The following is a 25,095-nucleotide window of genomic DNA, read 5'->3' on the forward strand; positions in this document are numbered from 1 at the left end:
AGACATCGGCGAGAGGTGTGCATCATGCATGCGATCGGACACGCGTTGTCCATTGCCGGGTCTATGACCTGGGAGATCACCTGGGCCCTGATCCTCGGTTTCACGTTGTCCGCCGTTGTGCAGGCGGTGGTTCGCCGAGAGACGGTCGTACGACTCATGGGAGACGACCGGCCCCGTACGCTCGCCCTGTCCGCGGGGTTCGGCGCGGCCTCGTCGTCCTGCTCGTACGCCGCCGTCGCGCTCGCCCGCTCGCTGTTCCGCAAGGGGGCGAACTTCACGGCGGCGATGGGCTTCGAGGTCGCCTCGACCAACCTGGTGGTCGAACTGGGCGTGATCCTGGCGCTGTTGATGGGCTGGCAGTTCACCGCCGCGGAGTTCGTCGGCGGCCCGATCATGATCGTCGTACTCGCGGTGCTGTTCCGGCTTCTCCTGCGTGAGCGGCTGCTGCGACACGCACGGGAGCAGGCCGAACGCGGGCTGGCCGGATCGATGGAGGGGCATGCGGCGATGGACATGTCCGTGCGCGGCGAGGGCGGCTTCCTCCGCCGGCTCCTCTCCCGCGACGGCCTGACCTCGGTCTCGCACATCTTCGTCATGGAGTGGGCGGCGATCCTGCGCGACCTGGTGGCGGGACTCCTGATCGCGGGGGCGATCGCCGCATGGGTGCCGGACGACTTCTGGCACAGCTTCTTCCTGGCCGGCCATCCGCTCGCCGCCAAGTTGATCGGGCCGCTGATCGGGCCGGTGGTGGCCATCGCCACGTTCGTCTGCTCCATCGGCAACGTGCCGCTGGCCGTGGTGCTGTGGAAGGGAGGCATCAGTTTCGGCGGTGTCATCGCCTTCATCTACGCCGACCTGCTGATCCTGCCGATCCTGAACATCTACCGGAGGTACTACGGCGCCCGGATGGCGGCCTTCCTGCTGGGCACGTTCTTCGTCGCCATGGTGGTGGCCGGCTACATCGTGGAGTTCGCCTTCGGGGGTCTGGGCCTCATCCCCGACCAGGCCGACGCGAAGATTCCCCAGGAGGGCGTCAGCTGGAACTACACGACCTGGCTCAACATAGCCTTCCTGCTGCTGGCCACCGCCCTGCTGGTCCGCTTCCTGCGCACCGGAGGCCGCGCGATGCTGCGCATGATGGGCGGGTCACCGGACCAGGGCGAACACCACCACGACCACGCGCATGGGCAGGGCCAGCACCACCGCCCCTGAGCCGGCGACAACCGTGCACTCCCCCACCGGGCCCGGCACCATGGGCGTCGGCCCCGCCGGATGGTTTTCGTCGGGCCCGGCCCAGTGCCCGGTTCCGCGCCGTCACCGGGCGCAGCCGACGTCCAGCACCTCGAGCACGTCGCCGTGGATCGTGTACACCAGCCAGCACCACTCGCCGAACGCGGCCGCAAGGTCCGGCGCGCGTGTCTCGGTGTCATCGGTGACCGCGCTGATGAGCATGATGATCTCTTCGTGCATCTCGTCGGGGACGTCGAAGAGAACGTTGGCGGCCGTTTGGATCATTTCGACTTTCATGGCACCCCCCGACGAGCAGGAGCGGCACGGTTCGGCGAAGCCGAATACCCGGGGGCCGAGCTCACTGTCCGAACACGGCCCTCGTGACCACCGTACCCGCCGGGTGTGCTTCGATGTCGACGGTTGGAAGGCGAGTTCCGGCCGGGCATGCGGGACCCGCGCCCACTCGGCGGCCTCGTGCAACAAGGGCCACAAGAGCCACACCGCCCCCAAAGCACCGGTCTCCGATCGCCCGAAGACATGGCGAGCTTCGGCGGCTTCACGGAACCTCGACGGCGAGGTCGTCCACCACAGCCCGCAGGTCACCCTCGCGCCGTTCCGCCACCCGCCTCTGCCGCGCGGAGCCGGACCCATGGAGTTGCACTTCGCCCAGCCAGTCGCTGACCCGCCGGTCGTCGCCGTGCCGGCTGAGGTGTGGTTCCACCCGTTTCCACAGCTCCTCGATCAGCCGGCCGACCGACGTGGGAGCACAGTCACGGCTGTGGGTGCCGGGCAAAGCGCCGACCGGTCCGTGCCGGGCGGCCTGCCAGCACGCCGCCCTCAACAGCAGATCGGGGACATCGGGCACGGGTTCGCCGGAGCGCACCACCTCCACGGCGTGCCCGACGAGGGCGCGAACGAGCAGCGCGTACGCGGTGGTGGTCGTGGCGTCGGGCATCACGTCCGCGATGCGTACCTCGATGGTGGGAAGATGCGCCGAGGGCCGGACATGCCAGTAGACCATGGCCGGATCCAGCGCCGCCCCGGAGGCCACGAGCTGGTCGACGACCCGTTGGTAGTGCGCCGCGTCGCGCAGGCAGGGTGGAGGTCCCGCCGAGGGCCAACGGCTCCAGATCACCGATCGCCAGCTCGCGTATCCGGTGTCCGCGCCATCGCCGTACGGGGAGTTGGCGGTCAGGGCCAGCAGCAACGGCATCCAGCCACGCAGGTGGTTGACCGCCCGAACGGCATCCTCCCGGTCGGCCACGCCGACGTGCACGTGGCAGGCGTTGACTCCCTGCCCGTGAATCAAAGGCCCGAAGCGGTCCGCGAGGGCCCGGTACCGCGCCTGATCGAGGACGGGCGGCGGCCCGGAACGGCCCAGGACCGCCACCCCGCTGGGCACCAGCAGACAGTCGTGTTCGGCCGCCGCGACAGCCGTACCCTCGCGTAATCGAAGGACTTCCGCTTCCACTTCAGCGCCGGTACGGCACACCGCACCGACCGTCTCCACCTGGGACTGCGACAGCTCCGGCGTGACATGCGACCCGCCGAGCAGAGCACGAGCGGCAGGCAGCACGGAAAGAGACCTGCAGACAGCCGACCTGCTGCGCCGGTCGGCCAGGACGAACTCCTCCTCCACACCGACCGTCGGCGGTGCGGCCGTCTCCGGCGAGCACCCCGCCCCGCCGACGGCAGCTGGGGTCACGGCATCAAACGGCTCTGGCACATCCAGCCCTTTCCGAAAGACACGGGACACCGGAAACCACCCGTCGCCGGCCCCGCACAGGTCACGTTCACTCCTCACGCACCTGAACGGACAAGCCGACGTACTGCCGGAACAACGAGTGGGAACCGTCATGCTGAGCCTTCGCCCGAGGCCCTGCAAGCGGCTACCAAGCCAGCATCAGCGCGCGCTGACGGCCCATGACCGGTTCGGCGGTCGGGGACCGCGGCACCCCCGGTCCGGCCAGGGCCCGGACCAGGCAATCCCCTGGAAGTCGCCCACAGGGCATGCGCAGCGCGCGGCGCACCGACGACGCTCACAGCCGGTGCCGGCCGCTTCCTGACGAGCAGCACGGGAAGGAAGGGGCGCTTGCAGCGGCGAGACGCTCAGCTTGATGTGTCCGACACTGACCGCACCGCCATTCCCCGAGCCCACCTCCTGCCACCCGGCCCGGCGAGGGCTCGGCACCCTGTCGATATGACCTGGACCACACACCCGAAGGGCTTCCGCCGCGGCATGTGGAGGCGTAGGTTCCGTTTACCCCGTGAGAGCGCCCTCACAGGCGCCGGTCCGCCAAGTCCCGGGACGGCGGACCAGCGGGGGCCAAACGTTCATACACCGAGAGGATCCTCAGCCGGTCGGGAGGTCCAAGCCGTAGGACATGAGCCGGTACGGGCCAGGTGCTCCACCTCGCTGTCCACGCTGAGATCCTCCGGCTGCTGCGCTCCCACCGCGCGGGCCGTCGCCACCAGCGTCTGCGCCGGCTCGTGGCCCAGCGGCTCCCCGAGGCCGCCCGCGCCGGCGGGGGTCGTGGTCGTCACCCCACTCCTCTCGCGCGCCCGGGCCCGCCCCGCGGCCGTACACCGGCAGACGTGAAGCGACTATGGTTGGAGTAAGCGATCGCTTAGCCACCTCGGGAGAAGCCGTGCCGGTCATCGATGTGTGGATGCAGCACCCCACGCTCCGTCACTCCAACCACGAGATGTTCGAGTCGTTGCGCCGATGGACGGGGCAGGGACCGCTGGAGGAGCCGCTGCCGGTCAAGGCCACCGTGGCGGCCATGGCCGCGGCAGATGTGGAGATCGGTCTCTCGGCGGCCTGGTACGGGCCGCAGGGACCGCTGATCAGCAACGACGAGGTGGCCGAGTTCGTCGCCCAGTCCGACGGACGGCTGCGTGGGGTCGCCGGCGCGGGCCTCACCCGGCCCGTCCAGGCCGTGCGCGAGCTGCGCCGGGCCGTTCAGGAACTCGGCTTCGTCGCCCTGCGGATCGTGCCCTGGCTGTGGCAACTGCCGCCGACCGACCGGCTGTACTACCCGCTGTACGCCGCCTGCGTCGACCTCGGCATCCCCTTCTGCACCCAGGTCGGGCACACCGGCCCGCTGCGCCCCTCCGAAACCGGTCGCCCCGTCCCCTATATCGACCAGGTCGCGCTCGACTTCCCCGAACTGACCATCGTCTGCGGTCACATCGGCTACCCATGGACCACGGAGATGATCGCCGTGGCCGACAAACACGCCAACGTCTACATCGACACCAGCGCCTACACGACCCGCCGCTACCCGCAGGAACTCGTCGAGTATCTGCGCGGCCGGGGCCGTGGGAAGGTGCTGTTCGGCACGAACTACCCCATGATCAGCCCTGTCCAGGCACTGGAACACCTCGGTGATCTCGGCCTGGACGAAGAAGCCACCGAGCTGTTCCTGTCCGGGAACGCTCGTCGGGTCTTCAGCCTCTGACCCCGAAGTCCGGGTCGGCGCCGGTCATGTGCGCCGGCGGTAGTAGGTGATGTCGTCCGTGGTCGTGTAGTTGCCGTGGTCGACGCATCGCCGTCCCGGCCGGTGCGCTGGTCGGGCTGACGTGGCCGCGCCTGCCGTTCGTCCGGAAGATGAACCCTCCATACCCACCGGCCTGGTCAGCGACCGCGTCTTCACCGACGAGGAGATGCCGGGCATGGGCTGGTCGCTCTCGGTGGCCCTGCTGCCCGTGGGGCTCATCGCCGGAGCGGCGGTCATGGACCTGGCCAGCTCGGGGTCGGGGCCCGTCCTGCACTTCATCGCCTTCATCGGTTCGGCGCCCATCGCCCTGCTCCTCACCCTGGCCGTCGCGATCCGGGCGTTCGGCCCGCGGATCGGCCGCAGCCTGGAAGGGGTCAGCGCATCCTGTGGGTCGGCCGCCCAGGCGATGGCGATGATCCTGCTGGTGATCGGCGCGGGCGGCGCGTTCAAGCAGGTCCTCGTGGACGGCGGGATCTCGGACCACATCAAGAACACCACTGCCGGCTGGTCCCTGTCGCCGATCATCCTCGCCTGGCTCATCGCCGCCGTCCTGCGTGTGGCCCTCGGCTCGGCCACGGTCGCCGTGGTCACCGCCTCGGGCGTGGCACAGCCACTGCTCGCCGGCAGCGGAGGCCACCCGGAGATCATGGTTCTCGCCATCTCCTGCGGATCGATCGCCTTCTCCCATGTCAAGGCGCGCACCACCTATACGACCGTGCTCTCCGTCCTCGGGCTCGGCGGTGTCCTCGCCATGGAGTCGATCCTGGAGGCCTTGAGCGTGTGACGTCGTCGCAAAGGTGCGGCCGTTCCGTCATTGTCCTCCCGTCCTCCCGCGCCAGGAACTGCACACCTCGGTGTGGCAGACATCCCGGGCATAAGGGGCGAGACATGATGGGGGTACCGATGTGTTCCGCGAGGAGGAGTACGGCATGGCCGAGTCGGGCTCTGGCGGTGCGGAAAGCGTGGCGAGCGGCAAGTCGCGGTTCGACGACATCTACGACCGGCCGGACCCCCGCATGTACTTCCGCCGGCTCGCCCCGCTGGAGTACGAGATCCCGCACCATGCCCAGCCGGTCTTCCGGCAGGCCGCCGCCCAGCGGGCCGCGCTCGACGACGGCCGCCCCCACCGGCCGGCGGTGCTGGACCTGTGCTGCTCGTACGGGATCAACGCCGCGCTGCTCAACCACGACGTGACGCTTGCGGAGATGTACGAGCGATACACCTCACCCGCCTGCCAGGACATGTCGACGGCGCAACTCGCGGCGTGGGACAGGGAGTACTACGCCGAGCGGCGCCGAGCGGACACGGTGCCGGTGTTCGGCCTGGACGTCGCGGCGCCGGCCGTTCGGTACGCGCTGGAGGTGGGTCTCCTGGACGCCGCCTTCACCGACGACCTGGAACAGGGACCGCCCGGCCCCGAGCTGATGAGTGCGCTCGCCGAGGTCGGGCTCATCACGCTGACCGGCGGCGGCAGCTACATCACCGCCCGGACGTTCACGGCACTGCTCGACGGTACCCGGAGACCGGTATGGATCAGCGCGTTCGTGCTGCGGACGGTGTCGTACCACCCGGTCGTGCGCACCCTGGCCGAACATGGTCTGCACACCACGCTCGATGTCTCGCGCACCTATCCACAGCGACTCTTCACCGACGAACGCGAACAGCGGTTTGCGATCGCCACGGTACGGGCACTGGGTCATGACCCTGCCGGGCGCGAGGCGGAGGGGCGTTTTCACAGCCTGCACTATGAGTCACGACCTGGCACAGGGTGACATCGGTCCGGATGAGCAGCTCGCAGTGGTCAGCCACCGGGCCGAGAATGGAGGCAGGGCAGGAGGGAGAGAGTCCAGATGGCGCGTCCAGTCGGTATAGACCTGGGAACGACGAACTCCGTGGTCTCGGTCCTCGAGGGCGGCGAGCCCACCGTGGTCACCAACGCCGAGGGTGCCCGGACGACGCCTTCGGTCGTGGCCTTCGCGAAGAGCGGCGAGGTGCTGGTCGGGGAGGTCGCCAAACGGCAGGCCGTCACCAACGTCGATCGCACCGCCCGCTCCGTGAAGCGGCACATGGGTGATCACGGCTGGCGGTTCCCCGAGCACGGTGACATCGAAGGCAAGCGGTACACCGCGCAGGAGATCTCCGCACGCGTGCTGCAGAAACTCAAGCGCGACGCGGAGTCGCACCTGGGCGAGGACGTCACCGACGCCGTGGTCACCGTCCCCGCCTACTTCGACGACGCCCAGCGGCAGGCGACCAAGGAGGCCGGGGAGATCGCCGGTCTGAACGTACTGCGGATCATCAACGAGCCGACGGCGGCGGCGCTGGCGTACGGCCTGGACAAGGAGAACGACCAGACGGTCCTCGTCTTCGACCTCGGCGGCGGCACCTTCGACGTGTCTCTGCTGGAGATCGGCGAGGGCGTCATCGAGGTCAAGGCCACCAACGGCGACACGCACCTCGGCGGCGACGACTGGGACCAGCGGATCGTCGACCACCTGGTCACGACCTTCAAGAACAATTACGGCATCGATCTCGCCAAGGACAAGATGGCCGTGCAGCGGCTGCGGGAGGCCGCGGAGCGGGCCAAGGTCGAGTTGTCGAGCTCGACGGAGACGAACGTCAACCTTCCCTACATCACGGCTTCCGCGGAGGGCCCGCTGCACCTGGACGAGAAGCTCACCCGCGCCCAGTTCCAGCAGCTGACGTCGGATCTGCTGGAGCGTTGCAAGGGCCCCTTCCACAACGCGATCAAGGACGCTGGGATCAAGGTGTCCGACATCAACCACGTCATCCTGGTGGGCGGCTCGACGCGTATGCCGGCGGTGACGGACCTGGTGCGGGAGCTGACCGGCAAGGACCCGCACAAGGGTGTGAACCCGGACGAGGTGGTGGCCGTGGGGGCATCGCTCCAGGCCGGTGTTCTCAAGGGCGAGGTCAAGGACGTCCTGCTCCTCGACGTCACCCCGCTGTCCCTCGGCATCGAGACCAAGGGCGGCATCATGACCAAGCTGATCGAGCGCAACACCACGATCCCGACCCGCCGTTCGGAGATCTTCACCACCGCCGAGGACAACCAGCCCGCCGTGACGATCCAGGTCTTCCAGGGCGAACGGGAGATCGCCGCGTACAACAAGAAGCTCGGCATGTTCGAGCTGAGCGGTCTGCCGCCGGCGCCGCGCGGAGTGCCGCAGATCGAGGTGACCTTCGACATCGACGCCAACGGCATCATGCACGTCTCGGCCAAGGACCTGGGCACCGGCAAGGAACAGAAGATGACCGTGACCGGCGGCTCGGCCCTGCCCAGGGACGACATCGACCGCATGGTCCGCGAGGCGGAGCAGCACGCCGAGGAGGACCGCAGGCGCCGGGAGGCCGCAGAGACCCGTAACCAGGCCGAACAGCTCGTCCACTCCACCGAGAAGCTCATCAGGGACAACCCCGACAAGATCCCGGCCGACGCGAAGAACGAGACGGAGAGCGCGCTCACGGAGCTGAAGGAGCGGCTGAAGGGCGAGGACACGGCGGCGATCCGGCAGGCCATGGAACGGGCGGCCGAGGCGGCGCAGAAGATCGGGGCGGCCATGTACGAGAGGTCCCGCACGGAGAGTGAGGCGACCGCCGGTACGGACACGTCCTCCGCCGCCTCCTCGGACGAAGGCGTGGTGGACGCCGAGATCGTCGACGACGACAAGCCGGAGGCGGGCTGACGATGGACAAGGGCCGGCTGCAGAATCCGGACCTCGCCCAGTTGCAGCGTCTGCTGGAGGAACGCACGGCCGACCTGCAGCGGGTGAAGGCCGAGTACGACAACTACCGCAAGCGGGTGCGGCGGGACCGTATGGCCGTGTGCGAGATCGCCGTGGTCAATGTCCTGCGTGCCCTGCTGCCTGTGCTGGACTCGGTCGACCGCGCGTGCGCGCACGAGCCCATGACGGTGGGCCTGAGGGACATCGCCGACACGCTCGGCACTCAGTTGGGCTCCCTGGGACTCGAGGTGTTCGGGGAGAAGGGCGACCCCTTCGACCCGGCGTGCCACGACGCCGTCACCCACCACATCGCGCCCGACACCGACCAGCTGATCTGCACGAAGATCCTGCGCCCCGGCTACCGGCTCGGTCCCCGACTGCTGCGCCCGGCCAACGTGGAGGTCACCGGGCCGGAGCCGGCCGCGCGAACCCCGCTCGTGCACGATCGGGGGGAGCCCCGGTTCACGGTGATCGACACGGGGGACGGGCCCCGCGGGTGCGGCGCGTAGGCGGAAACCGCCGCACGACGCCGGCCGACCGGCCGGTACGACGAACTGGCCTCACCGGCAGACCATCCGCTCCCGGGCGGTGGCGAAGACCGCCGCCTTGCTGGTCGGTTCCCGGGCTGCGACGGGACCGTTCGGGTGCCTGTGACACCCGTGCGTCTGACTCGATGTGCGGGCCACGGCCGTGCACTGTTCACTGGGCGGAACGGAACGTTCCGAGCGCACGGGAGTCGCGGTATGAGCGGGCACGGGACACGGGGCACGGCGGGCGCGGTGCTGGCCGTGGTCGCGGTGGCGGTGACCGGGTGCTCCGGCAACTCCGGAAGCCCCTCCGGCAGCGTCAGCAAGGCGGCCTCGGCGGCCTCCTCCGCCGCCTCCTCCCTTGCCTCCCGGGGAGCGGACGCGCTGGCCTCGGCCTCGGCTGAGGCCAGACGGAAGCTCGACGAGGCCAAGGGTGGGGTCAACGCCAAGGACGAGGTGACACTCGGTTCCGTCGCCATCGGCGGCGACGGCCGGGCCACGGCCAAGGTGACGGCCAAGAACACCGCCGGTTCGGCCAAGTCCTTCGCGGTCCAGGTCAATTTCAGCGACAAGAGCGGCAATCTGCTGGACGTGGTCGTGGTGACGGTCAAGGACGTGGCCGCCGGTGCCTCCGGCGAGGGCACCGCCCGTAGCAACCGCAAGCTCAACGGCGAAGTGCACGCGGTCGTCGGCACGGCGGTGCGCTACTGACCGCGCGGGCCTGCGGCCGACCTGGCCCGGACGAACCCCTGGACGAGGTGCCGGGTGAAGACGAGTCCGGCCACCAAGGCTCCGGCCAGGATGAATCGCGAGCCCATCGCGGTGGCGCCCAGCCCCCACGTCAGGTCGAACAGAGCAGCGTCCGGCTCCGATATCCGCTGCGCTGCGAGTGTGCAGGGCGGGCCGCGGGCGTACTCGTGATCGATCGCGGGCCGCTGCGAGAGGTCGGGGTCGGCTCGGTTCGTGCCCCGATGCCCGCAGCGGCGACAATGGGACTCCCACACCGGGCGAGGTGGTGACGATGCCCGCTTGGCATCTGCGCGACTATCACGACGACGATCTCGACCAGGCCATACAGATCTGGGACCAGAGCCGCCGGGCCGACGAGGACCGGGTGTTTCCCGTCTCGGAGGTGATGGCCGCTGCCAAGGCCGGTCAGACGGCGGTCGTCGCCGTGGTCGGCGACGAACTGGTGGGTATGGCCGTGGCGCAGGCCCACGGCAAACGGGGCTGGATCCTTCTGGTGGCACTCGCCTCCCGATGGCGCGAGCGCGGGATCGGCAGTGCGCTGCTCGCCGAACTGGAACGGCGCCTGCGCGCACTGGACGTGCGCCACATCAGCGCGCTGCTGCCCGCCGGTGCCGCCGGGACGAAGGCTCTGGAGAACTCCGGCTACCGGTTCCGCGACGACCTGACCTATTACGAGAAACTCGAACCACCGGGAACCGCCAACGCCGACGTCCTCGCCGCGCTGGGCGGCCGTATGCTCCCCGAGGGGCTCTGGGACACCATGGCCGGCATGGAGCGCGAGAAATCCCTGTCTTCCGCGAGCACGACTCACGGCTGCTGGCCTGCGCCACCAATTCGGTGCGCTCTCTCGACGCGGCCTTTCTGCGGCCCGGCAGGTTCGACTACGTCATTCCCGTCGGCCCGCCGGACCCGACCGCCCGGGCGGCGATCTGGGACCGCTACCTCAGGGCATCCGCGGCCGCGGTCGACCTCCACCAACTGGTCGAGGCCAGCGAGCTGTTCACCCCGGCCGACATCGAATTCGCCGCCCGCAAGGGCGCGCAGGCAGCGTTCGAACGGGAAGTCACACAACGCCGGGGCCGGGCCGCCACCACCGAGGACTACATGACCGCCATCGCCGACACCCGCCCGACGCTCACCGCACAGGCCGTCCAGGAGTTCGCCGAGGACATCGACACCTACAGTCGGCTCTGAGCCACGACGTCGCTCGGTGCGCCGCTGCCTGTCGGGCGATGAGGACAGCGGGCTCAGCTGTCGTCGCGCAGGCCCCAGGGAGAGCCGTACTCGGTGAGCAGGTCCAGGAACGGGCGGGGGGGCAGGGCTTCCGGACCGAGCACGCCGGTGCCGGACCAGGCGCCGGTGGACAGCAGTTCCAGGGCGACGACCGGGTTGACCGCCGTCTGCCAGACGACCGCCTGCGAGCCGTACTCGCGCATGGACCACTGGTTGTCGACCACGTGGTACAGGTACACCTCACGCGGCGCGCCGTCCTTGGTGCCCTTGACCCAGGTACCGGCGCAGGTCTTGCCCGTCATCCGCTCGCCCAGGCCGGCCGGATCGGGCAGGCACGCGGCGACCACGTCCCGCGGCGAGACCTGTACGGGTCCGTCGTCGCCGGGCACGCTCACCCTGGCCGTCGAGTCCAGGCCCAGTTGGTGAAGCGTCTTCAGCTTGGCGATGAAGTCGTCGCCGAGCCCGTACTTGAACGTGACGCGACGCGCTTCCACCCAGCGGGGAATCAGCAGCACCTCTTCGTGCTCGACATTGACACACTCCACCGGGCCGATGCCCTCGGGGAAGTCGAAGACCTCGGGCTCGCTGAACGGAGCGGTGGTGAACCAGCCGCGGCCCTTCTCGTACACCACCGGCGGGTTGAGGCACTCCTCGATGGTCGTCCAGATGCTGAAGGAGGGCGCGAAGTCGTAGCCCTCGACCGTCAGATTGGCGCCGTCCCGGACACCGATCTCCTCGATGTCGTCGAAGAGTTCGTCTGCCGCGTACCGGGCGAAGACGTCGGACAGGCCCGGCTCGACGCCCATTCCCACGAGTGCCAGCCGTCCCGCCTCTGCCCAGCGCCGGGCCAGTGCGAACTGTTCGTCCCCGAGCTTGACACCGCACTGCTCATAGGGGCGCGAGCCGTGCGGTGCGGACAGTGACATCGCCATGTCCAGGTAGTCCGCGCCGGCCTCCAGGGCGGCCCGGAACAGCGGCATCACGAACCGGGGGTCGGTGGCGTTGAGCAGCACGTCGCACCGCTCCTCGACGAGCATCCGGCGGACCGCGTCCTGGTCCGAGGCGTCCAGCCGTCGCGCGCTGAACCGGGCGCCCTGCTCGCCCAGTGCCGCGACCGCGGTCTCGGCGCGGACGAGGTCGTAGTCGGCGACGATCATGTGGGCGAGGAACTCGCGGCGAGCGGCGATCCGGGTGACGGCCGTCCCGACGCCTCCCGCACCCACCAGAAGTACGCGCATGTCACACACCTTTCTCCCGGGAGGCGGGCGCCTCCGGACGGGCTCGATGCAACGCGACGCCGGGATATAAGGTCAACCCCGTTGGCATAAGGTAGGCCGGGCGGAGGGTGGGCGCAGGCGACTCACGGCCGGCGGCGGAAGGACGACCGAGATGGCGAAGCAGGTGGTGCCGGAGGCGGCACGGCAGCGGCGGCGGCCCACGCGCGGCGGCACCGTGCTGTCGGAGGAGATCATCGTGCGGACCGCCCTGCGGGTGCTGCGGGAGCACGGCAGCACCGGGCTGACGGCACGCCGTCTCGGCGCGGCGCTGGGCGCCGATCCGAGCACCCTCTACCGCTACTTCGCCGGGATGGACGATCTGGCCCGGGCCATTGGGGACGAGTTGATGGGCAGGGCTCTCGACAGCTGGACGGCCACCGGGGACTGGCGCACGGACCTGCGCGCGCTGGGCCTCGCCATCCACGCCTCCTACCTCGCCCACCCGCAGGCCGCCGTCCTCACCGCCAGCCGGGTCACCGGAAGGCCTCGCGAGATCGCGGTGGACGAGACCATCCTCGGCATCCTGCGCGGCGCCGGGCTGCCCGACCCCGTGGCGGTCCGCGTGTACCACGCCTTCATCGACCAGAGTCTCGCCTTCGCCGCGCTCGACGCCGGATCGCTCGCGCTGGCGGACGAGGCCCGCGCGGGCGACGAGGAGATGTGGCACTCCACCTATGCCCGCCTGCCGGCCGAGTCGCATCCGAACATCGCCGCCACGGCACACCTGCTGGCCCGCTACATGCCGCACAGCGCCTATCCGGCCGCCCTGGAGATACTGCTGGAACACACCGCCGCACAACTGCCCCGATCGGGGGCATGACACTCACGGCTCCGCCACCGAGTCCCCCATGGCCGGGGAGGGCGGTGAATGTGAAGGTCCGAAAGGAAGGGAAATGTCAGACGTGCGCCAGGCTCGTGTCTCCGACCACGGCAGGATCGTCGAATGCGTGCAGAAGTGGTGGGGTGACTCACGCACGCGTCAACTTGACCCGGCCCTACGGGGCCGGGTTTGGAGATAGTGCCCAACTGGCTGCTGGGTTGGCTCCTGCGTCCAGACACCCCTTACGGGGTGGCAGGGACGCGTGACTCACGCCCCGCATTCCACACGCTCTCGCCGCGTTGGGCGATGTTGTGGGAAGCATTCCGGTCGGCGTGGGCAACGACCCCGCACCCCCGGCAGATGAAAAGCTCCTGGTCGACACGGTTGCGCTTGTCGACGTGGCCGCACTGGGCGCATGTCTGCGACGTGTACGCGGGATCGACGAAGACCAGGGGCACACCGGCCCGCTTGGCCTTGTAGACGATGAAGCCTCCCAGCTGGGCGAAGGCCCAGGAGTGGAGGGTGACCCGTTGGGGCTTGCGGAGCCGTACCCTCTGCCGGATTCCCTTGAGTTCTTCCAGGCAGATGCCAGCGGAGGTGCGTTCAGCCTCGGTCACGATCGTCTTGGCGATGATGTGGTTGGTGTTCTTGACGTGCCGCCGTTCGCGGCGAGAGCGCTCCTTCAACCGGCGCTTGGCGCTCTTGGGGCCCTTCTTCTGGAGCTTGGCCCGCAAGGCAAGCTGCCGCTGGCGGTACCGGTTCAGGCCGCGCCCGGCGGCCTGGTAGCCGGCGGACGTAGTGGCGATGTTGGCGATGCCGAGGTCGACGCCGATGAACGAGTCCGGCTCGAACTGGGCGGCCTCGGGGATCTCGCAGGTGGCGATCAGGTAGAAGGCGCCGTCACGCTCGATCAGGTCACTCTCGCCCTTGCGGTACTGCTGGAGCACCTTGAGCGCGTTTGTCGAGCACGCGAACCGCACGCCCTTGATCCGGCCCGCGGTGGTCCAGATGGAAACCGTCTGCGTGTCGCACTGCCACCTCAGACACCGATCGTCATAGGGCTGCGCGGCATCGGGCCGGAACATGATCGGCTTGGACTCGACCTTGACCCGGCGCCTACTGCCGGGCTTGCCGTAGTTCCCGGCCTTGAGGTTGGCGTGCAGCGTGGTGTACGCGTCACGCACTTTCTTGATCACATGTTGTGCAGCCTGCGCCCCGAGCCCTTCGGCCTTCAGGTGCGGGCACGTGTGCTTGCGCAGCTCGTACTCACGCGGCACGTCGTTGACGAACGCCACCTCAGAAACCCAGGTGGCCAGGTCGTTGAGCGTGCGCAGGGTCGCCGACAGCGCGGCGGCCTGGTCGGCCTGCGGTATCAGCTTCACCTGCGCCACGACCTTCACGAGCGTGATCATAACATTGCTCAGTGTCACCTCGATGGGACCCAAACCCCGATATCCGCAGGGTCGCACGGTTGTCTACACCCTGCACGCGCACGTGGTCTTCACCCCGAAGTACCGGCGCGGCCCATTCACCGACGACATCGTCAAGCGCTGCGAAGAGGTCATGCGCGACGTGTGTACCGACTTCGGAACGGAACTGCGGGAGTTCAACGGCGAACGCGATCACGTCCGCCTCTTGGTGCGCTACCCGCCGAAGGCTGCCCTCTCCCGACTGGCCGGCAGCCTCGAAGGCGTCTTGGCCCGCAGGCTCCGTCAGGAGTACCCCGGCCACATCCGCAAGTACCTGTGGGGCGAACACTTCTGGTCGCCGTTCTACTTCGCAGCCTCGTGCGGCGACTCACCGCTCGCCGTGGTCAAGCAGTACATCGCGAACCAGAAGCATCCCGACTGAGATAGACAGTGCAGACCCGTGCTCCGGCGCGGGTCACCCCCATCTTGAGAAGCGATTCCTCCCGCGCCTGAAAGCCCGGGTTCCTCGCCAGATCCCGCTGAACAGTCCCGTGAGTTGTCCCTGTGGTTGCCGAAGCTGTTCTTGCAGTTCTTCTCCCGAACCAGCCTGGTGGTGGAAGGCGATGAGGGCATCAGAGCCTTCCTGGTCGGCTTCTATTCCGCGGACAACGAGGATGATGCCTATATCCACTTCGTGGGAGTGAGCCCGAGCCTGCGCGGGCAGGGCGTGGCCCGCAGCCTGTACACGGCGTTCTTTCGGCGGGCCGCCTGCGGGTGCGCGCGGTCACCTCGCCCATCGGGTTTCACCGGGCCATGGGGTTCGATCTCGAAACGGGCGACCACGACGTTGACGGCCTGCCGGTGCACAGCGACTACGACTGCCCCGGCCAGGATCGCGTGTGCTTTTGCAGGCGCATCACGCCAGGGGCGTGAGACTGGCCGGTCCGATGTGGGGCGTTGGGCGGAGAGGGCAGGATTCGAACCTGCGTGGATCCCGAGGGATCCGACCGTGAGGCGTTGCTCGCTGGTCCCCGATAAGCCGCTCCGGGCACCTCTCCCGATGCTCCCGGCAGTCCGTTCTCCCGCACCGCCGTTCACATCGACAACCTTGGCAGGAGCGGCTGACAGGGCTCTGACGCAGCCCTGACGCCAGGCCGGACCACCAGAAGGGGGCACCGCCCGAAAGCCGGGTTGTGAGGTCAGGTGGGTACGCGAGATCGTTTGAGGCGATACTGCCGGTGTCGTCTGCTGGAGGACCTCCGTGACCGATGTTGCGCCCGCCTCGCTGCCCGCCCCTCCCTACTACGCCGTGGTGTTCACCGCCGTGCGGACCGCCGGCGACAACGGCTACGCGGAGAGAAACGAGCGGATGATGAAACTGGCTGCCGACCAGCCGGGATTCCTCGGTGTCGATTCCGCTCGCGGTGCGGACGGCCTGGGGATCACGGTGTCGTACTGGAGGGACGAGGAGTCGATCGCCGCGTGGCGGGATCACGCCGAGCACGCCCTGGCCCGTGCGCACGGGCGCGAGCACTGGTATGCCTCGTTCTCGCTCCACGTGGCCAAGGTCGAGCGCTCCTACGGGTTTACCCGCCCGGCAGATCTGTAGCGGTTCCGGGCATTCGATCCGCACCAGGTCACCGGCGAGCGCTCCTCGCGGGCGATCGAGCGCGGACACCGACCTGCGGCACCGACACCTTCGTGGCCACCGACTCGCTCACGCTCCCAGCCGGACTCTGGGAAGGTGTCCGACAGGCCGAGCGCGGCGGACACGTGGCGCCACCTGCCACCTCCGGCCGTGGGGCACCGATCCATGGACGCAGGGCTATGTCACCCAGTGGCCGCCCGGCGAGGTGATGGCGGTCGGGTCGGCTGCACGGCACGCACGAACCGCGGTTCTACGTCTGCGGCTCATACCACTGGGTCGCCGGATACCTGGGGGCGCCGTCCGCACCGGTCGCGCCGCCGCCAACTCTGTTGGCCCGCCTCCCCGCTCACTGCGGGATCGTCACCGGCGGCACGCCCCTGGACCGCCCCGGCCACTTCCACCCCGCGACGGTGATCGCCGGGGCCCGCCAGGAGGACGAGATCGTGCAGAGCGAGGTGTTCGGCCCGGTCGTCACCGTCCAGCCGTTCGCCGACGAGTCCGAAGCGCTCCGGATGGCGAACGCCGTGCCCCAGGGTCTGGCCGCGAGCGTGTGGACGCGCGACCACGACCGCGCCATGCGCACCTGCCGCGCACCGTGCGCCGGGAGGCGGGGTCCGGCTCGCGGCGGGCCAGGCCCTTGGCCACGAGGCGGTCCACCAGGCGAGAGACGGCCCCTGGGGTCGATGTCCATGTGCGCGGCCACGGCCTTGGTGGTGTCGTGGCCGGGCTGATCATCACGCCCCACGGGGAGACGGTGACGTCATGCCAGCCGAGCTCGGCCTCGCACCGGCTGTGCACCTCGTCGGAGAGGCGTCGAAGCCATTATCCGAGGTGATCGTGGAGTCGCTCAGGACTGGGCTCGGGCCATGAGCAGCGCGACGTCGTCCTCACCACCGGGCGAGCGCAGAATCTCCAGGACGCGGTCGCAGGTGGCTTCCAGATCGTGGCCGCGTGACGCGGTGAGGGCGTCGAGGAGGGCGTCCAGGCGAGCGTCGATGGGTTCGCTTCGGGTTTCCACCAGGCCATCGGTGTAGAGGACCAGCTCGTCGCCGGGGCGGAAGGGGATGGTGGCGGCCTCGAAGGGGACCCCGCCGACGCCCAGCGGTGCGCCGGTGGGAAGGTCGAGCAGCTGTGCTGCGTTGCCCAAGCGCATCAGGGCCGGGGGCAGGTGGCCGGCGAGGCAGATCTCGCACTGGCCCTGGTGAGGGTCGTAGACGCAGTAGATGCAGGTGGTGATGGTCTGCTCGACCCCTTCGGTCAGGTGGTCCAGGTGACGTAGGGCCTCGGCGGGGGCGAGGGCGAGTTCGGCGAAGGCACGGGCGGCACTGCGCAGTTGCCCCATGGTGGCGGCGGCTTTGATGCCGCTGCCCATGACGTCCCCGACGACCAGGGCGGTTCGGTCACCCTGGAGAGGTATGGCGTCGTACCAGTCGCCGCCGATCTCGCTCGTGGCGCCGGCGGGCTGGTAGCGGCAGGCGACCTCCAGGCCGGGCAGGCGCGATGCCGGCTCGGGAAGCAGACTGCGCTGGAGGGTGAGGGCCGCCTGGCGCTGGGCCTGGTATCCGCGGGCGTTGTCGATGCAGACCGCGGCCCGGGAGGCCAACTCCCAGGCGAGGAAGGCGTCGTCGTCGTCGAAAGGTGCCGGGTTCCGGGTGCGTTTGAGGTCGAGGGCGCCGAGGACTTCGCCCCGGGCCATGAGCGGTACGGTCAGGTAGGAGTGAACGCCGGCCGCCGCCAGGAGGGACGCGGCCTCGCCGTGTCGGGCGATGCGCTCAAGATCCTGACGGGTGGTGTGGGACACCAGGACCGGTTGCCGGGTGCGCACGCACCGGGTGATCAGCCGGTCGCTGCCGTAGGGGGCGACTCCCCCTGGTGGGTCGGCCGCCCGGTCCGCCTCGGCGGAATGGGCCGCGCGGACGGCGAGGGCGCGGAAGAGGGCCGGGCCCTCACCTGGCGCGGTCCGGCCGTCCAGGGCACTGTCGAGCATGTCCACGACCGCCACATCGGCCAGGACCGGTACGACGACGTCGGCGAGCTCGCACGCCGTCGTCTCCAAGTCGAGGGTGGTACCCACGGACGCCGAAGCCGTGGCGATCAGTGCGAGCCGTTGCCGGGCCCGCGCCGCCTCGGCAGCGGCTCGATGGCGCTCGGTGACATCGATGACGGAGTAGGCCAGGCCCAGCACCCGCCCACTGGAATCCTCCAGCCGGTAGTACGAGACGGACCAGGCATGGTCGTGGTCCGGGTCGGCGGGGGGACGACAGACGATGTTCCGGTCCACGACCGACTCGCCGGTCTCCAGGACCCGGCGCAGCCGTGCCTCGGGGTCGGTGTCCAGATAGGTCAGAACCTCGCCCACCGGCCGGCCGAGACGCTCGGCGGCGGACTGACCGGTGATGCGTTCGAGAGCAGGGTTCACAGCCAGGTACCGCAGGTCCGGGTCCAGCAGGGCCAGCCCGACCGGGGACTGGGACACCAGGCGCATGGCCAGGGCGGCATCTCGCTCGACCCGCTCCACGGCCGCCTGGTCCGCGGCGAGGCCCAGGACATAGGTGTCACCGAGGTCGTCCATCAGCCGCATGTTGCGGAACTCAACCAGGCGGGTGCTGCCGTCCTTGTGCCGGATCGGGAAGGCCCCGGCCCAGTCGGTGCCGGATTGCATGACCTCGGCGAACAGCTTGATCACCTCGTCCCGGTGCTCCTCGTGGACCGTCAGCACAGCCGCGTACTCGCCCAGCGCCTCCGCCGCGGTGTAGCCGAACAGTTCCTCGGCCTGCCGACTCCACAGGACCACCCGGCCCTGCGCGTTCAGAACCACCGCGGCGACGCCCAGCAGGTCGAGCAGCCCGCTGGGCGGGCCGGCGGGACCCGCCACTGACCGGGCGTCGCCTGCTTGGGAGGAGTCCGTCGTGCCCATGCCTCATTTCCCTCCCGCTCGGCGCCTCGGCTCGTGCCGTACCGGCGGGTTTTCTGCCTCCATCCATGGTCGCCCCACATCGAGCCAGCACACACCTGGACGGACTGCTGACATCGCCACGCGGCCTTGTGCTCAGCGGCCCGGCACACGAGCGCGGCACCCGGCGGATCAGTGGCCGCCACGTCCCTGGGCCGCCGCGACCAGGCTGGGCTGGAGGCGGCGGGCGACGTCGACGTGGTCACGGGTCCAGATGATGCGGACGGCGGTGGCTGTGGCCTGGCGCCCGCCGTCGACCAGGTCGGTGCGGACGGATCCCACGAGCCGGGCGGCGGACTCGGGATGCAGCTGGACGGGGTCCGGGGAGGGGGCACGCCGGCTGAGGCTCGCCGCGAAGCCGCGGTACCACTGCGCGACGCGGGATGCGGCGCCGAGGACTGCGCGGTGGGCATCGGTCTGGGCGGCGTCCCCGGGTGCCGGACCGCAACCCCGCCACAGGGAGACGACGGCATCGGCGGCCAGCCGCAGGGCGGCCACGCCGGTGACCAGTGTCGTCATGTCCGCCATGGACAGGGGCTTCGCGCCGCGTTCGGCGAGGTAGGTCCGGAAGGCGTCGTCGAGGCGGCGGGCGGCGGCCGCCGCCTCGCGGCTCTGCCGCACGGGTTCGTCGAGGGTCTTCGCGGAGGTGCAGTGGGCGAGGGCGAAGTCCACGGCGTCGACGAGGTAGCGGGCGCTGTCGGTGTACGCCTCGGCGAGAGCCGTGTGGACGGCGGCCGTGGCACCACGGGGCCAGAAGAACAGCGCGACGATGATGCTGACGGCGCAGCCCAGACCGATGTCCTGCACGCGGAGCAGGGCGATGTGCCAGTCGGGGTTCTGGCCGATGTTGAACAGCACGACAAGGGTGACCGTGAAGGCGGCCTGCCCCGCGGTGAAGGAGATGGCGGCGGGGGCGATGCCGGCCACCAGGATGGCGAGCGGGAGCAGGAACCACAGGCCGGTGCCGTGGTGCCCGATGAGTTGCAGCAGCCCGGCGCCGACGAAGGAGCCGAGCACGGTGCCGAGCACCGCACGCAGGGCGCGCTGGCCGGTGTTGAGGGCGTTGGAGCGCAGCACGGACAGGGTGCCGAGCAGTACCCAGAAGGAGTGCTGTACCCCGGTCAGGTCGGCGAGGAGCACCGCGATACCGAGTCCGACGGCGCCGCGCAGGCTGTTGTGCAGCCACACCGAGCGTGGTCCGAGATGCGCCGCGGCCCTTTCGCGGGCCAGGGCCAGCGGCGCGGTCAGCGCGGCCGGTTCGCGGCCGAGGAGCCGGTCTGGCCAGGGGCGTTGCCATGCGGTGGCGGCCAGTTCGACGTTACCGGCGATCTGCAGGACGGCGTACCCGAGCTCCTGGGCGCGGAAGGACGGGTCGAGTGTGGCGATGAACGCGTAGATCTCCGCCGGGCTGTCACCGATCGGGGGGTCGGCGGGCAGGCGCGTGGTGGAGGTCTTCTCCATCCCGGCGATGATCGCTCGCAGCCTCTCCATGGAGGTCCGCAGCGGGCCCGCGTCCCCGCACATGTCGGTCAGGAGGTCGGCGGCGTGATCGAGGACGTCCGCGGCCACGAGGCGGGCCGTGCGCGCGGCGGGGTCGCAGGCCGGTGGCCCGTCGGTGGGGGCCGGTCGGTCCGCCAGGATGATGCTCACCCAGGTCAGCTCGTCGACCAGGCGGACCACGGCGCGCGAGGTCGTGGACAGGCCGGTCGGGCGGTACGGGGTGGTGTCGAAGACGCGCCGCAGTTCCGCGCCGGCGTCGGCGGTCCGGTCGGCTGCCGCCCGGCGCTGCGCGGCGTCGGCCACGGGTCCGAGTCCGCCCAGGCCGGCGGCGTCCGTGCGCAGGTGTGCGGCGGCGGCACGGCAGACCCGGGCGGCAGGCGCGCTGAGCGTATCGGCGACGGGGCGCGGCCACAGCAGGCAGACCGCGGGCAGCGCCGCCGCTGCCGCGAGCCCGGCGCCCGCGAGGCGGTCGAACAGCTGGGACGGCGGCACCGGTGTCGTGACCGGCAGGACGAACGCCAGCAGGAGCGCGGTCGTGCTGCCCGCCAGGAGTGAGCTGACGACGCCGGAGAACAGGACGACGAAGCCGACCAGCAGCGTCGTGGCCACGGCGAGCCAGGTCTGGCGCGCCACCAGTGTCCCCACGCAGATCAGCACCGCCCAGGCCACCGCGAGCGCCGTCTGCGCCCGCAGCCGCTCCACCATCGGACCGCTGAAGTCGACCAGCAGCAGCATCGAGAAGGACCCGAACGCGGCGAAACTCGCCATCGTCGAAGAGTGGAGCGCCTGACTGCACAGGGCGAACAGGGTCGGCATGACGATCGCGGTCCGTGCGGCGCGCCGCGTCGCCGCCAGATCCGGATCGCGCTCACGCAACCATGTCACCAGGCGCGTCGCGGTCGGCATACGCCCCGCGATCTGCACGGACATGGACACCTCCCGCCGACACGGCCCTGGCTGGGTTCCGGAGCCGGGAAACACGTCTCCCTCACGTTAAGGGTCCGGCGCTCACCAGGCCGCGCATGGCTCGTGGACCGACCGCCTCGGCCATGGCGAACCACGACGGCGGCGGACCGGGTCGCCGGTCGTCGGTCGTCGGTCGTCGGTCAGGACAGGGGCGCCCGCCTGCGCCTCCGAGCCACCAGCACTGCGGCGGCGCTCAGAACGAAGGCTCCGCAGGCCGCACCCGCCCACGCGGCGGTCGGCAGTTTGTGCCCGCCGTCGTCGCGAGCGGAGCCGGTGACGGTGAGGTAGCCGGTCTGCGTCACCCGCCCGTGGTGGCTGACGACGGTGACGGGATACCTGCCCGGCTTCAGGCCGGGCTTGATCCGTGCCGGGCCCCAGAAGACCGGGTCGTCCCCCTCATGGCCCTTGGGTACGTCGAATGTCAGCTTGGCCGGGGTCTGGAACGCCGGCGATGTCGCGGCCATCCGATCCTGCTCCCCGAGGTCCGGGTGCGCGTCCTCCCACCTGACGTACACCGTCCTGCCCGCCGCGATCGTGAAGCCCTTGGCCCGGGCGTCGTACAGATAGCCCTGCTTCCCGAAGAACGCGGGGCCCTTGGCCTGGCCCACGTAGTCGTCGTCGCCCGGGCGGGCCGAGCGGATCTCCAGCCTTGCCTCGGCCTTCCGCTTGCCGCCCGCATCGGTCACCCATACCGCGTACGTCCCGTCATGGAGGGTGTACCGCAGCGGCACGTCGAAGGCGTTGAAAGTACGGGTGTTGTTCCAGGACTTCTTGTCGTGTGCGAGGCGGACCGGCGAGGTGAACGCCGTGGAGTGAGCCGTGAAGGAATACCCACGCTCACCGGGGAACAGGTCGTCGAAGAAGACATTCACCGTCATGCCCGGCCGCCTCGGGTTGCCGCCGTCCACCTCGATGGATGGACCCTTCATCGGCTTGACATCGATGGTGTCACGGGCCACGACCTTGCCTCGGGCCTTGACGACGAGCGGATACGATCCGGGTCTGGCCGACGCCGGGATGGGCGCCTTGAAACCGAACCCCCCGGTGTTCCCGGCCTGGTTGTCCATCGGGATCGGTGCCGCGAAGACCGGTGATTCGGCCACCAGGTGCGCGCCCGGCTTCCAGTCGTAGTTGAGCAGATCGATACCGATGGCCTCTCCGGGGTGTGGGTCCGCGTACGCCTGGCTGATCCTCGGCGGGTCTTCGCCGGCCGCCGCCGGCTGCACCAAACCCGCACACGTCAGCACTCCGCCGCATACGCCGACGGTCACCACCCGTTGCCAGCTCGCCCTCATGGTCCCCCTCTCGGTCACAGAGGAAGAGGGCGAGAACGTGGCAACGGTTGTCCGGCATGCCCACCGACGTACCGGATTCAGGCGGGCCTCCTCGTCGTCGAAGGAGGTCGACATCAGGCAGGCCAACTCGGGCATCCGAGAGCGCAGTTCCCGGGAGACCGTCACACCGTCGCCGTCGCGCAGACGCGCACGCGTGTTTCGTGCAGTGGAGCGCGCGGATCGTGCAGGAGTTCACGCGGACGTCGTTCGCATACTCGGTGGCTCAAGGACCGACGGGACCGGATGACACGCGGAGGCACAGTTCCATGCGGACGTTCGTCTACACATCCCACCCCGCGCGGGTGGTCTTCGGCGCCGGCACGGTCGGCCGGCTCGGCGAGGAGGTCGGGCGGCTCGGCTGCTCCCGGGTGCTGCTGCTGTCCAGTGCACCCCTCGCGGCGGCCTCCGGCAGGGTCCGCCAGGCGCTCGGCGGCCTGCTTGCGGCGGAGTTCGACGGCGCGGCCATGCACACCCCGGTGGAGGTGACCCAGCAGGCGCTCGACGTGCTCAGGGAGGCCTCCGTGGACGGCATCGTCGCCGTCGGAGGCGGTTCCACGACGGGGCTTTCCAAGGCGCTGGCTCTGCGCACGGGACTGCCGCAGGTGATCTTGCCGACCACGTACGCCGGCTCCGAGGTGACCCCCGTCCTCGGCGAGACGCGGGACGGACGCAAGGTCACCCGGTCGTCTCCGGACATCCTGCCCGAGACCGTCGTCTACGACGTCGACTTCACCCTCACCCTGCCGCTGTCCCTGACGGTCACGAGCGGCGTGAACGCGCTCGCCCACGCCGTCGAGGCCCTGTACTCCGCCGACGCGAACCCGGTGACCGACCAGCAGGCCCTCGACGCGATCTCCCGCATCGCCCGGGCGCTGCCCCGCCTCGCCGCAGACCCGGCCGACCTGGCGGCGCGCGCAGATCTGCTGCACGCGGCCTGGCTCGCCGGGACCTGCCTCGCCACCGTGGGCATGGGCCTGCACCACAAGCTGTGCCACACCCTCGGCGGCAGCTTCGATCTCCCGCACGCCGAGACGCACACCGTCGTCCTCCCGCACGTCATGGCCCACAACGCGTCCGCGGTGCCCGAGGTGATGCGCCGCATCGCCGACGCCCTGGGCGTGCCCGACGCGCCCAGCGGCGTGTACGACCTGGTCGCCGCCCTGGGCGGCCCCACCTCGCTGCGCGACCTCGGCATGCCGGAGTCCGGTCTCCCCCGCGCGGCCGAGCTGGCCACCTCCACGCCGTACCCGAACCCGCGTGAGCTGACCACCGAGGGCATCGCGGAGCTGCTGACCGGCGCCTGGCACGGACGCCGCCCCGAGGCGCCCCCCGCCACGGAGGCCAAGCTGGCCCGCCTCACCGAGCAGGTCGTGGCCAGCTTCGCGCGGGCCGCCGATCCGCGCGTCCGCACCCTGCTGAGCGACCTGGTCCGGCATCTGCACACCTTCGTCGCCGCCAACGACGTCACCGATGCCGAATGGCAGTACGCCATCGACTTCCTCACCCGCACCGGCGCGAGCTGCAGCCCGACGCGTCAGGAGTTCGTGCTGCTGTCGGACACGCTCGGCGTCTCCAGTGTCGTGGATCTGCTCACCAACTCCCGTACACCGCACACCACTCCGTCCGCGGTCCTCGGACCCTTCTACGTCGAGGGTCCGCCCGAAACCCCGTACGGCGGCGACATCTCCGGGGGGCTGCCCGGCACCCCGCTCTGGGTGGACGCGCGGATCACGGACACCGCCGGCGAGCCGGTCGGGGACGCGGTCGTGGATGTGTGGCAGTCCAACGAGGACGGCTTCTACGACGTCCAGCTCCCGGAGCTGGAGGGGCCGGTGCTGCGTGGCCGGCTGCGCACCGACGGCCAGGGTCGGATCACGTTCTGGTCCATCCTGCCCGCGGAGTACCCGATCCCCCAGGACGGGACGGTCGGACAGATGCTCAAGGCGACCGGACGCCACCCCTTCCGCGCGCCCCACCTGCACTTCATGATCGACGCGCCCGGCCACCGCCGGCTCGTGACGCAGCTGTTCGTGTCGGGCGGTGCCTACCTGGACAGCGACACCGTCTTCGGCGTCAAGGACGAGCTCGTCGTCGACTTCGCACCACAGACCGGTCCCACCCCTGACGGCCGCGCGGTCGACGGCGAGTGGCGCCGGCTCGCATACACCTTCCGTCTCGCCCCCCTGGCCGGATGACCGAGGA

At 70.1% G+C, this 25,095-nt stretch carries 18 protein-coding genes and 7 pseudogenes; 14 read left to right on the forward strand and 11 right to left on the reverse strand.

The genetic code is table 11. The features are described from left to right. The first annotated feature begins 24 nt into the window (after positions 1 to 24). Entirely contained in the window at positions 25 to 1,212 is a 1,188-nt protein-coding gene (locus ACFYOH_RS28900; protein WP_388631291.1) for a permease, read from the forward strand. A 102-nt stretch (positions 1,213 to 1,314) separates the two neighbouring features. Here the strand turns inward: ACFYOH_RS28900 and ACFYOH_RS28905 are convergent, their stop codons facing one another. From ACFYOH_RS28905 to ACFYOH_RS28915, 3 genes are all read right to left on the reverse strand, one after another. Further along, entirely contained in the window at positions 1,315 to 1,515 is a 201-nt protein-coding gene (locus tag ACFYOH_RS28905; RefSeq protein ID WP_388631293.1) for a hypothetical protein, read from the reverse strand. A 271-nt stretch (positions 1,516 to 1,786) separates the two neighbouring features. Continuing rightward, positions 1,787 to 2,935, reverse strand: a complete 1,149-nt coding sequence (locus ACFYOH_RS28910) for a glutamate--cysteine ligase (RefSeq protein WP_388631296.1) — start codon at positions 2,933 to 2,935, stop codon at positions 1,787 to 1,789. 629 nt (positions 2,936 to 3,564) lie between these two features. Continuing rightward, complete coding sequence (locus ACFYOH_RS28915) at positions 3,565 to 3,774, reverse strand: hypothetical protein (protein ID WP_388631299.1); 210 nt, start codon at positions 3,772 to 3,774, stop codon at positions 3,565 to 3,567. A gap of 104 nt (positions 3,775 to 3,878) precedes the next feature. Between ACFYOH_RS28915 and ACFYOH_RS28920 the strand changes: the two genes are divergently transcribed. The 7 genes and pseudogenes from ACFYOH_RS28920 (at position 3,879) to ACFYOH_RS28950 (ending at position 10,947) form a co-directional block, all read left to right on the forward strand. Further along, entirely contained in the window at positions 3,879 to 4,691 is an 813-nt protein-coding gene (locus tag ACFYOH_RS28920) for an amidohydrolase family protein (protein ID WP_388631302.1), read from the forward strand. A 77-nt stretch (positions 4,692 to 4,768) separates the two neighbouring features. Next, a pseudogene (locus ACFYOH_RS28925) lies at positions 4,769 to 5,514 on the forward strand (gluconate permease); the annotation flags it as partial. A 145-nt stretch (positions 5,515 to 5,659) separates the two neighbouring features. After that, positions 5,660 to 6,502, forward strand: coding sequence for a hypothetical protein (locus ACFYOH_RS28930; protein ID WP_388631304.1), 843 nt, complete (start codon positions 5,660 to 5,662; stop codon positions 6,500 to 6,502). Positions 6,503 to 6,580: 78 nt separating this feature from the next. Continuing rightward, complete coding sequence (gene dnaK, locus ACFYOH_RS28935; protein WP_388631307.1) at positions 6,581 to 8,437, forward strand: molecular chaperone DnaK; 1,857 nt, start codon at positions 6,581 to 6,583, stop codon at positions 8,435 to 8,437. A 2-nt stretch (positions 8,438 to 8,439) separates the two neighbouring features. Continuing rightward, positions 8,440 to 8,985 (forward strand): nucleotide exchange factor GrpE, encoded by a 546-nt coding sequence (grpE, locus tag ACFYOH_RS28940; RefSeq protein WP_388631310.1) that lies wholly within the window; start codon positions 8,440 to 8,442, stop codon positions 8,983 to 8,985. A gap of 234 nt (positions 8,986 to 9,219) precedes the next feature. Next, entirely contained in the window at positions 9,220 to 9,714 is a 495-nt protein-coding gene (locus tag ACFYOH_RS28945) for a hypothetical protein (RefSeq protein ID WP_388631312.1), read from the forward strand. 301 nt (positions 9,715 to 10,015) lie between these two features. Further along, a pseudogene (locus ACFYOH_RS28950) lies at positions 10,016 to 10,947 on the forward strand (GNAT family N-acetyltransferase). A 53-nt stretch (positions 10,948 to 11,000) separates the two neighbouring features. Here ACFYOH_RS28950 and ACFYOH_RS28955 read toward each other — a convergent pair. Then, on the reverse strand, positions 11,001 to 12,224 hold the full coding sequence (locus ACFYOH_RS28955; protein ID WP_388631315.1) for a saccharopine dehydrogenase family protein: 1,224 nt from the start codon (positions 12,222 to 12,224) through the stop codon (positions 11,001 to 11,003). A 151-nt stretch (positions 12,225 to 12,375) separates the two neighbouring features. Between ACFYOH_RS28955 and ACFYOH_RS28960 the strand changes: the two genes are divergently transcribed. After that, a complete protein-coding gene (locus tag ACFYOH_RS28960; protein WP_388631318.1) occupies positions 12,376 to 13,083 on the forward strand; it encodes a TetR/AcrR family transcriptional regulator in 708 nt (235 codons plus the stop codon). Positions 13,084 to 13,325: 242 nt separating this feature from the next. On the opposite strand, the gene ACFYOH_RS28965 is transcribed toward ACFYOH_RS28960, so the two are convergent. Beyond that, positions 13,326 to 14,495 (reverse strand): RNA-guided endonuclease InsQ/TnpB family protein, encoded by a 1,170-nt coding sequence (locus tag ACFYOH_RS28965; RefSeq protein ID WP_388631320.1) that lies wholly within the window; start codon positions 14,493 to 14,495, stop codon positions 13,326 to 13,328. Positions 14,496 to 14,517: 22 nt separating this feature from the next. Here ACFYOH_RS28965 and tnpA point away from each other — a divergent pair, with 22 nt between their 5' ends. Together tnpA and ACFYOH_RS28975 are read left to right on the forward strand one after the other, a co-directional pair. After that, entirely contained in the window at positions 14,518 to 14,934 is a 417-nt protein-coding gene (gene tnpA / locus ACFYOH_RS28970; protein ID WP_388631323.1) for an IS200/IS605 family transposase, read from the forward strand. A 171-nt stretch (positions 14,935 to 15,105) separates the two neighbouring features. Beyond that, positions 15,106 to 15,201: pseudogene (locus ACFYOH_RS28975) on the forward strand (GNAT family N-acetyltransferase); the annotation flags it as partial. A gap of 253 nt (positions 15,202 to 15,454) precedes the next feature. Here ACFYOH_RS28975 and ACFYOH_RS28980 read toward each other — a convergent pair. Then, positions 15,455 to 15,550, reverse strand: a pseudogene (locus ACFYOH_RS28980). A 203-nt stretch (positions 15,551 to 15,753) separates the two neighbouring features. Here ACFYOH_RS28980 and ACFYOH_RS28985 point away from each other — a divergent pair. Continuing rightward, positions 15,754 to 16,101, forward strand: a complete 348-nt coding sequence (locus tag ACFYOH_RS28985; protein WP_388631325.1) for an antibiotic biosynthesis monooxygenase family protein — start codon at positions 15,754 to 15,756, stop codon at positions 16,099 to 16,101. Between the two features lie 449 nt (positions 16,102 to 16,550). Next, a pseudogene (locus ACFYOH_RS28990) lies at positions 16,551 to 16,679 on the forward strand (aldehyde dehydrogenase family protein); the annotation flags it as partial. Between the two features lie 70 nt (positions 16,680 to 16,749). On the opposite strand, the pseudogene ACFYOH_RS28995 reads toward ACFYOH_RS28990, so the two are convergent. From ACFYOH_RS28995 to ACFYOH_RS29015, 5 genes and pseudogenes are all read right to left on the reverse strand, one after another. After that, positions 16,750 to 16,875: pseudogene (locus ACFYOH_RS28995) on the reverse strand (hypothetical protein); the annotation flags it as partial. A 112-nt stretch (positions 16,876 to 16,987) separates the two neighbouring features. Further along, entirely contained in the window at positions 16,988 to 19,057 is a 2,070-nt protein-coding gene (locus ACFYOH_RS29000; RefSeq protein ID WP_388631328.1) for a SpoIIE family protein phosphatase, read from the reverse strand. Between the two features lie 168 nt (positions 19,058 to 19,225). Beyond that, positions 19,226 to 21,523, reverse strand: coding sequence for an FUSC family protein (locus tag ACFYOH_RS29005; protein WP_388631331.1), 2,298 nt, complete (start codon positions 21,521 to 21,523; stop codon positions 19,226 to 19,228). Positions 21,524 to 21,699: 176 nt separating this feature from the next. Next, positions 21,700 to 22,854: a hypothetical protein gene (locus tag ACFYOH_RS29010; protein WP_388631334.1), complete on the reverse strand. Its 1,155-nt coding sequence runs from the start codon at positions 22,852 to 22,854 to the stop codon at positions 21,700 to 21,702. A gap of 77 nt (positions 22,855 to 22,931) precedes the next feature. Further along, positions 22,932 to 23,040: pseudogene (locus tag ACFYOH_RS29015) on the reverse strand (DNA-binding response regulator); the annotation flags it as partial. A gap of 119 nt (positions 23,041 to 23,159) precedes the next feature. Here ACFYOH_RS29015 and ACFYOH_RS29020 point away from each other — a divergent pair. Continuing rightward, on the forward strand, positions 23,160 to 25,088 hold the full coding sequence (locus tag ACFYOH_RS29020) for a maleylacetate reductase and hydroxyquinol 1,2-dioxygenase domain-containing protein (protein ID WP_388631336.1): 1,929 nt from the start codon (positions 23,160 to 23,162) through the stop codon (positions 25,086 to 25,088). The last annotated feature ends 7 nt before the right edge of the window (positions 25,089 to 25,095 follow it).

The organism is Streptomyces sp. NPDC007856, from assembly GCF_042868225.1.
Taxonomy (GTDB): domain Bacteria; phylum Actinomycetota; class Actinomycetes; order Streptomycetales; family Streptomycetaceae; genus Streptomyces.

Coding starts and splice junctions, on each gene's coding strand:
- ACFYOH_RS29010 (WP_388631334.1), bottom strand. CDS start 22,854: ATGAGGGCGAGCTGGCAACGGGTGGTGACCGTCGGCGTATGCGGCGGA.
- grpE (WP_388631310.1), top strand. CDS start 8,440: ATGGACAAGGGCCGGCTGCAGAATCCGGACCTCGCCCAGTTGCAGCGT.
- ACFYOH_RS28965 (WP_388631320.1), bottom strand. CDS start 14,495: ATGATCACGCTCGTGAAGGTCGTGGCGCAGGTGAAGCTGATACCGCAG.
- tnpA (WP_388631323.1), top strand. CDS start 14,518: ATGGGACCCAAACCCCGATATCCGCAGGGTCGCACGGTTGTCTACACC.
- dnaK (WP_388631307.1), top strand. CDS start 6,581: ATGGCGCGTCCAGTCGGTATAGACCTGGGAACGACGAACTCCGTGGTC.
- ACFYOH_RS28945 (WP_388631312.1), top strand. CDS start 9,220: ATGAGCGGGCACGGGACACGGGGCACGGCGGGCGCGGTGCTGGCCGTG.
- ACFYOH_RS28960 (WP_388631318.1), top strand. CDS start 12,376: ATGGCGAAGCAGGTGGTGCCGGAGGCGGCACGGCAGCGGCGGCGGCCC.
- ACFYOH_RS29020 (WP_388631336.1), top strand. CDS start 23,160: ATGCGGACGTTCGTCTACACATCCCACCCCGCGCGGGTGGTCTTCGGC.
- ACFYOH_RS28930 (WP_388631304.1), top strand. CDS start 5,660: ATGGCCGAGTCGGGCTCTGGCGGTGCGGAAAGCGTGGCGAGCGGCAAG.
- ACFYOH_RS29005 (WP_388631331.1), bottom strand. CDS start 21,523: ATGTCCGTGCAGATCGCGGGGCGTATGCCGACCGCGACGCGCCTGGTG.
- ACFYOH_RS28900 (WP_388631291.1), top strand. CDS start 25: ATGCATGCGATCGGACACGCGTTGTCCATTGCCGGGTCTATGACCTGG.
- ACFYOH_RS28905 (WP_388631293.1), bottom strand. CDS start 1,515: ATGATCCAAACGGCCGCCAACGTTCTCTTCGACGTCCCCGACGAGATG.
- ACFYOH_RS28955 (WP_388631315.1), bottom strand. CDS start 12,224: ATGCGCGTACTTCTGGTGGGTGCGGGAGGCGTCGGGACGGCCGTCACC.
- ACFYOH_RS29000 (WP_388631328.1), bottom strand. CDS start 19,057: ATGGGCACGACGGACTCCTCCCAAGCAGGCGACGCCCGGTCAGTGGCG.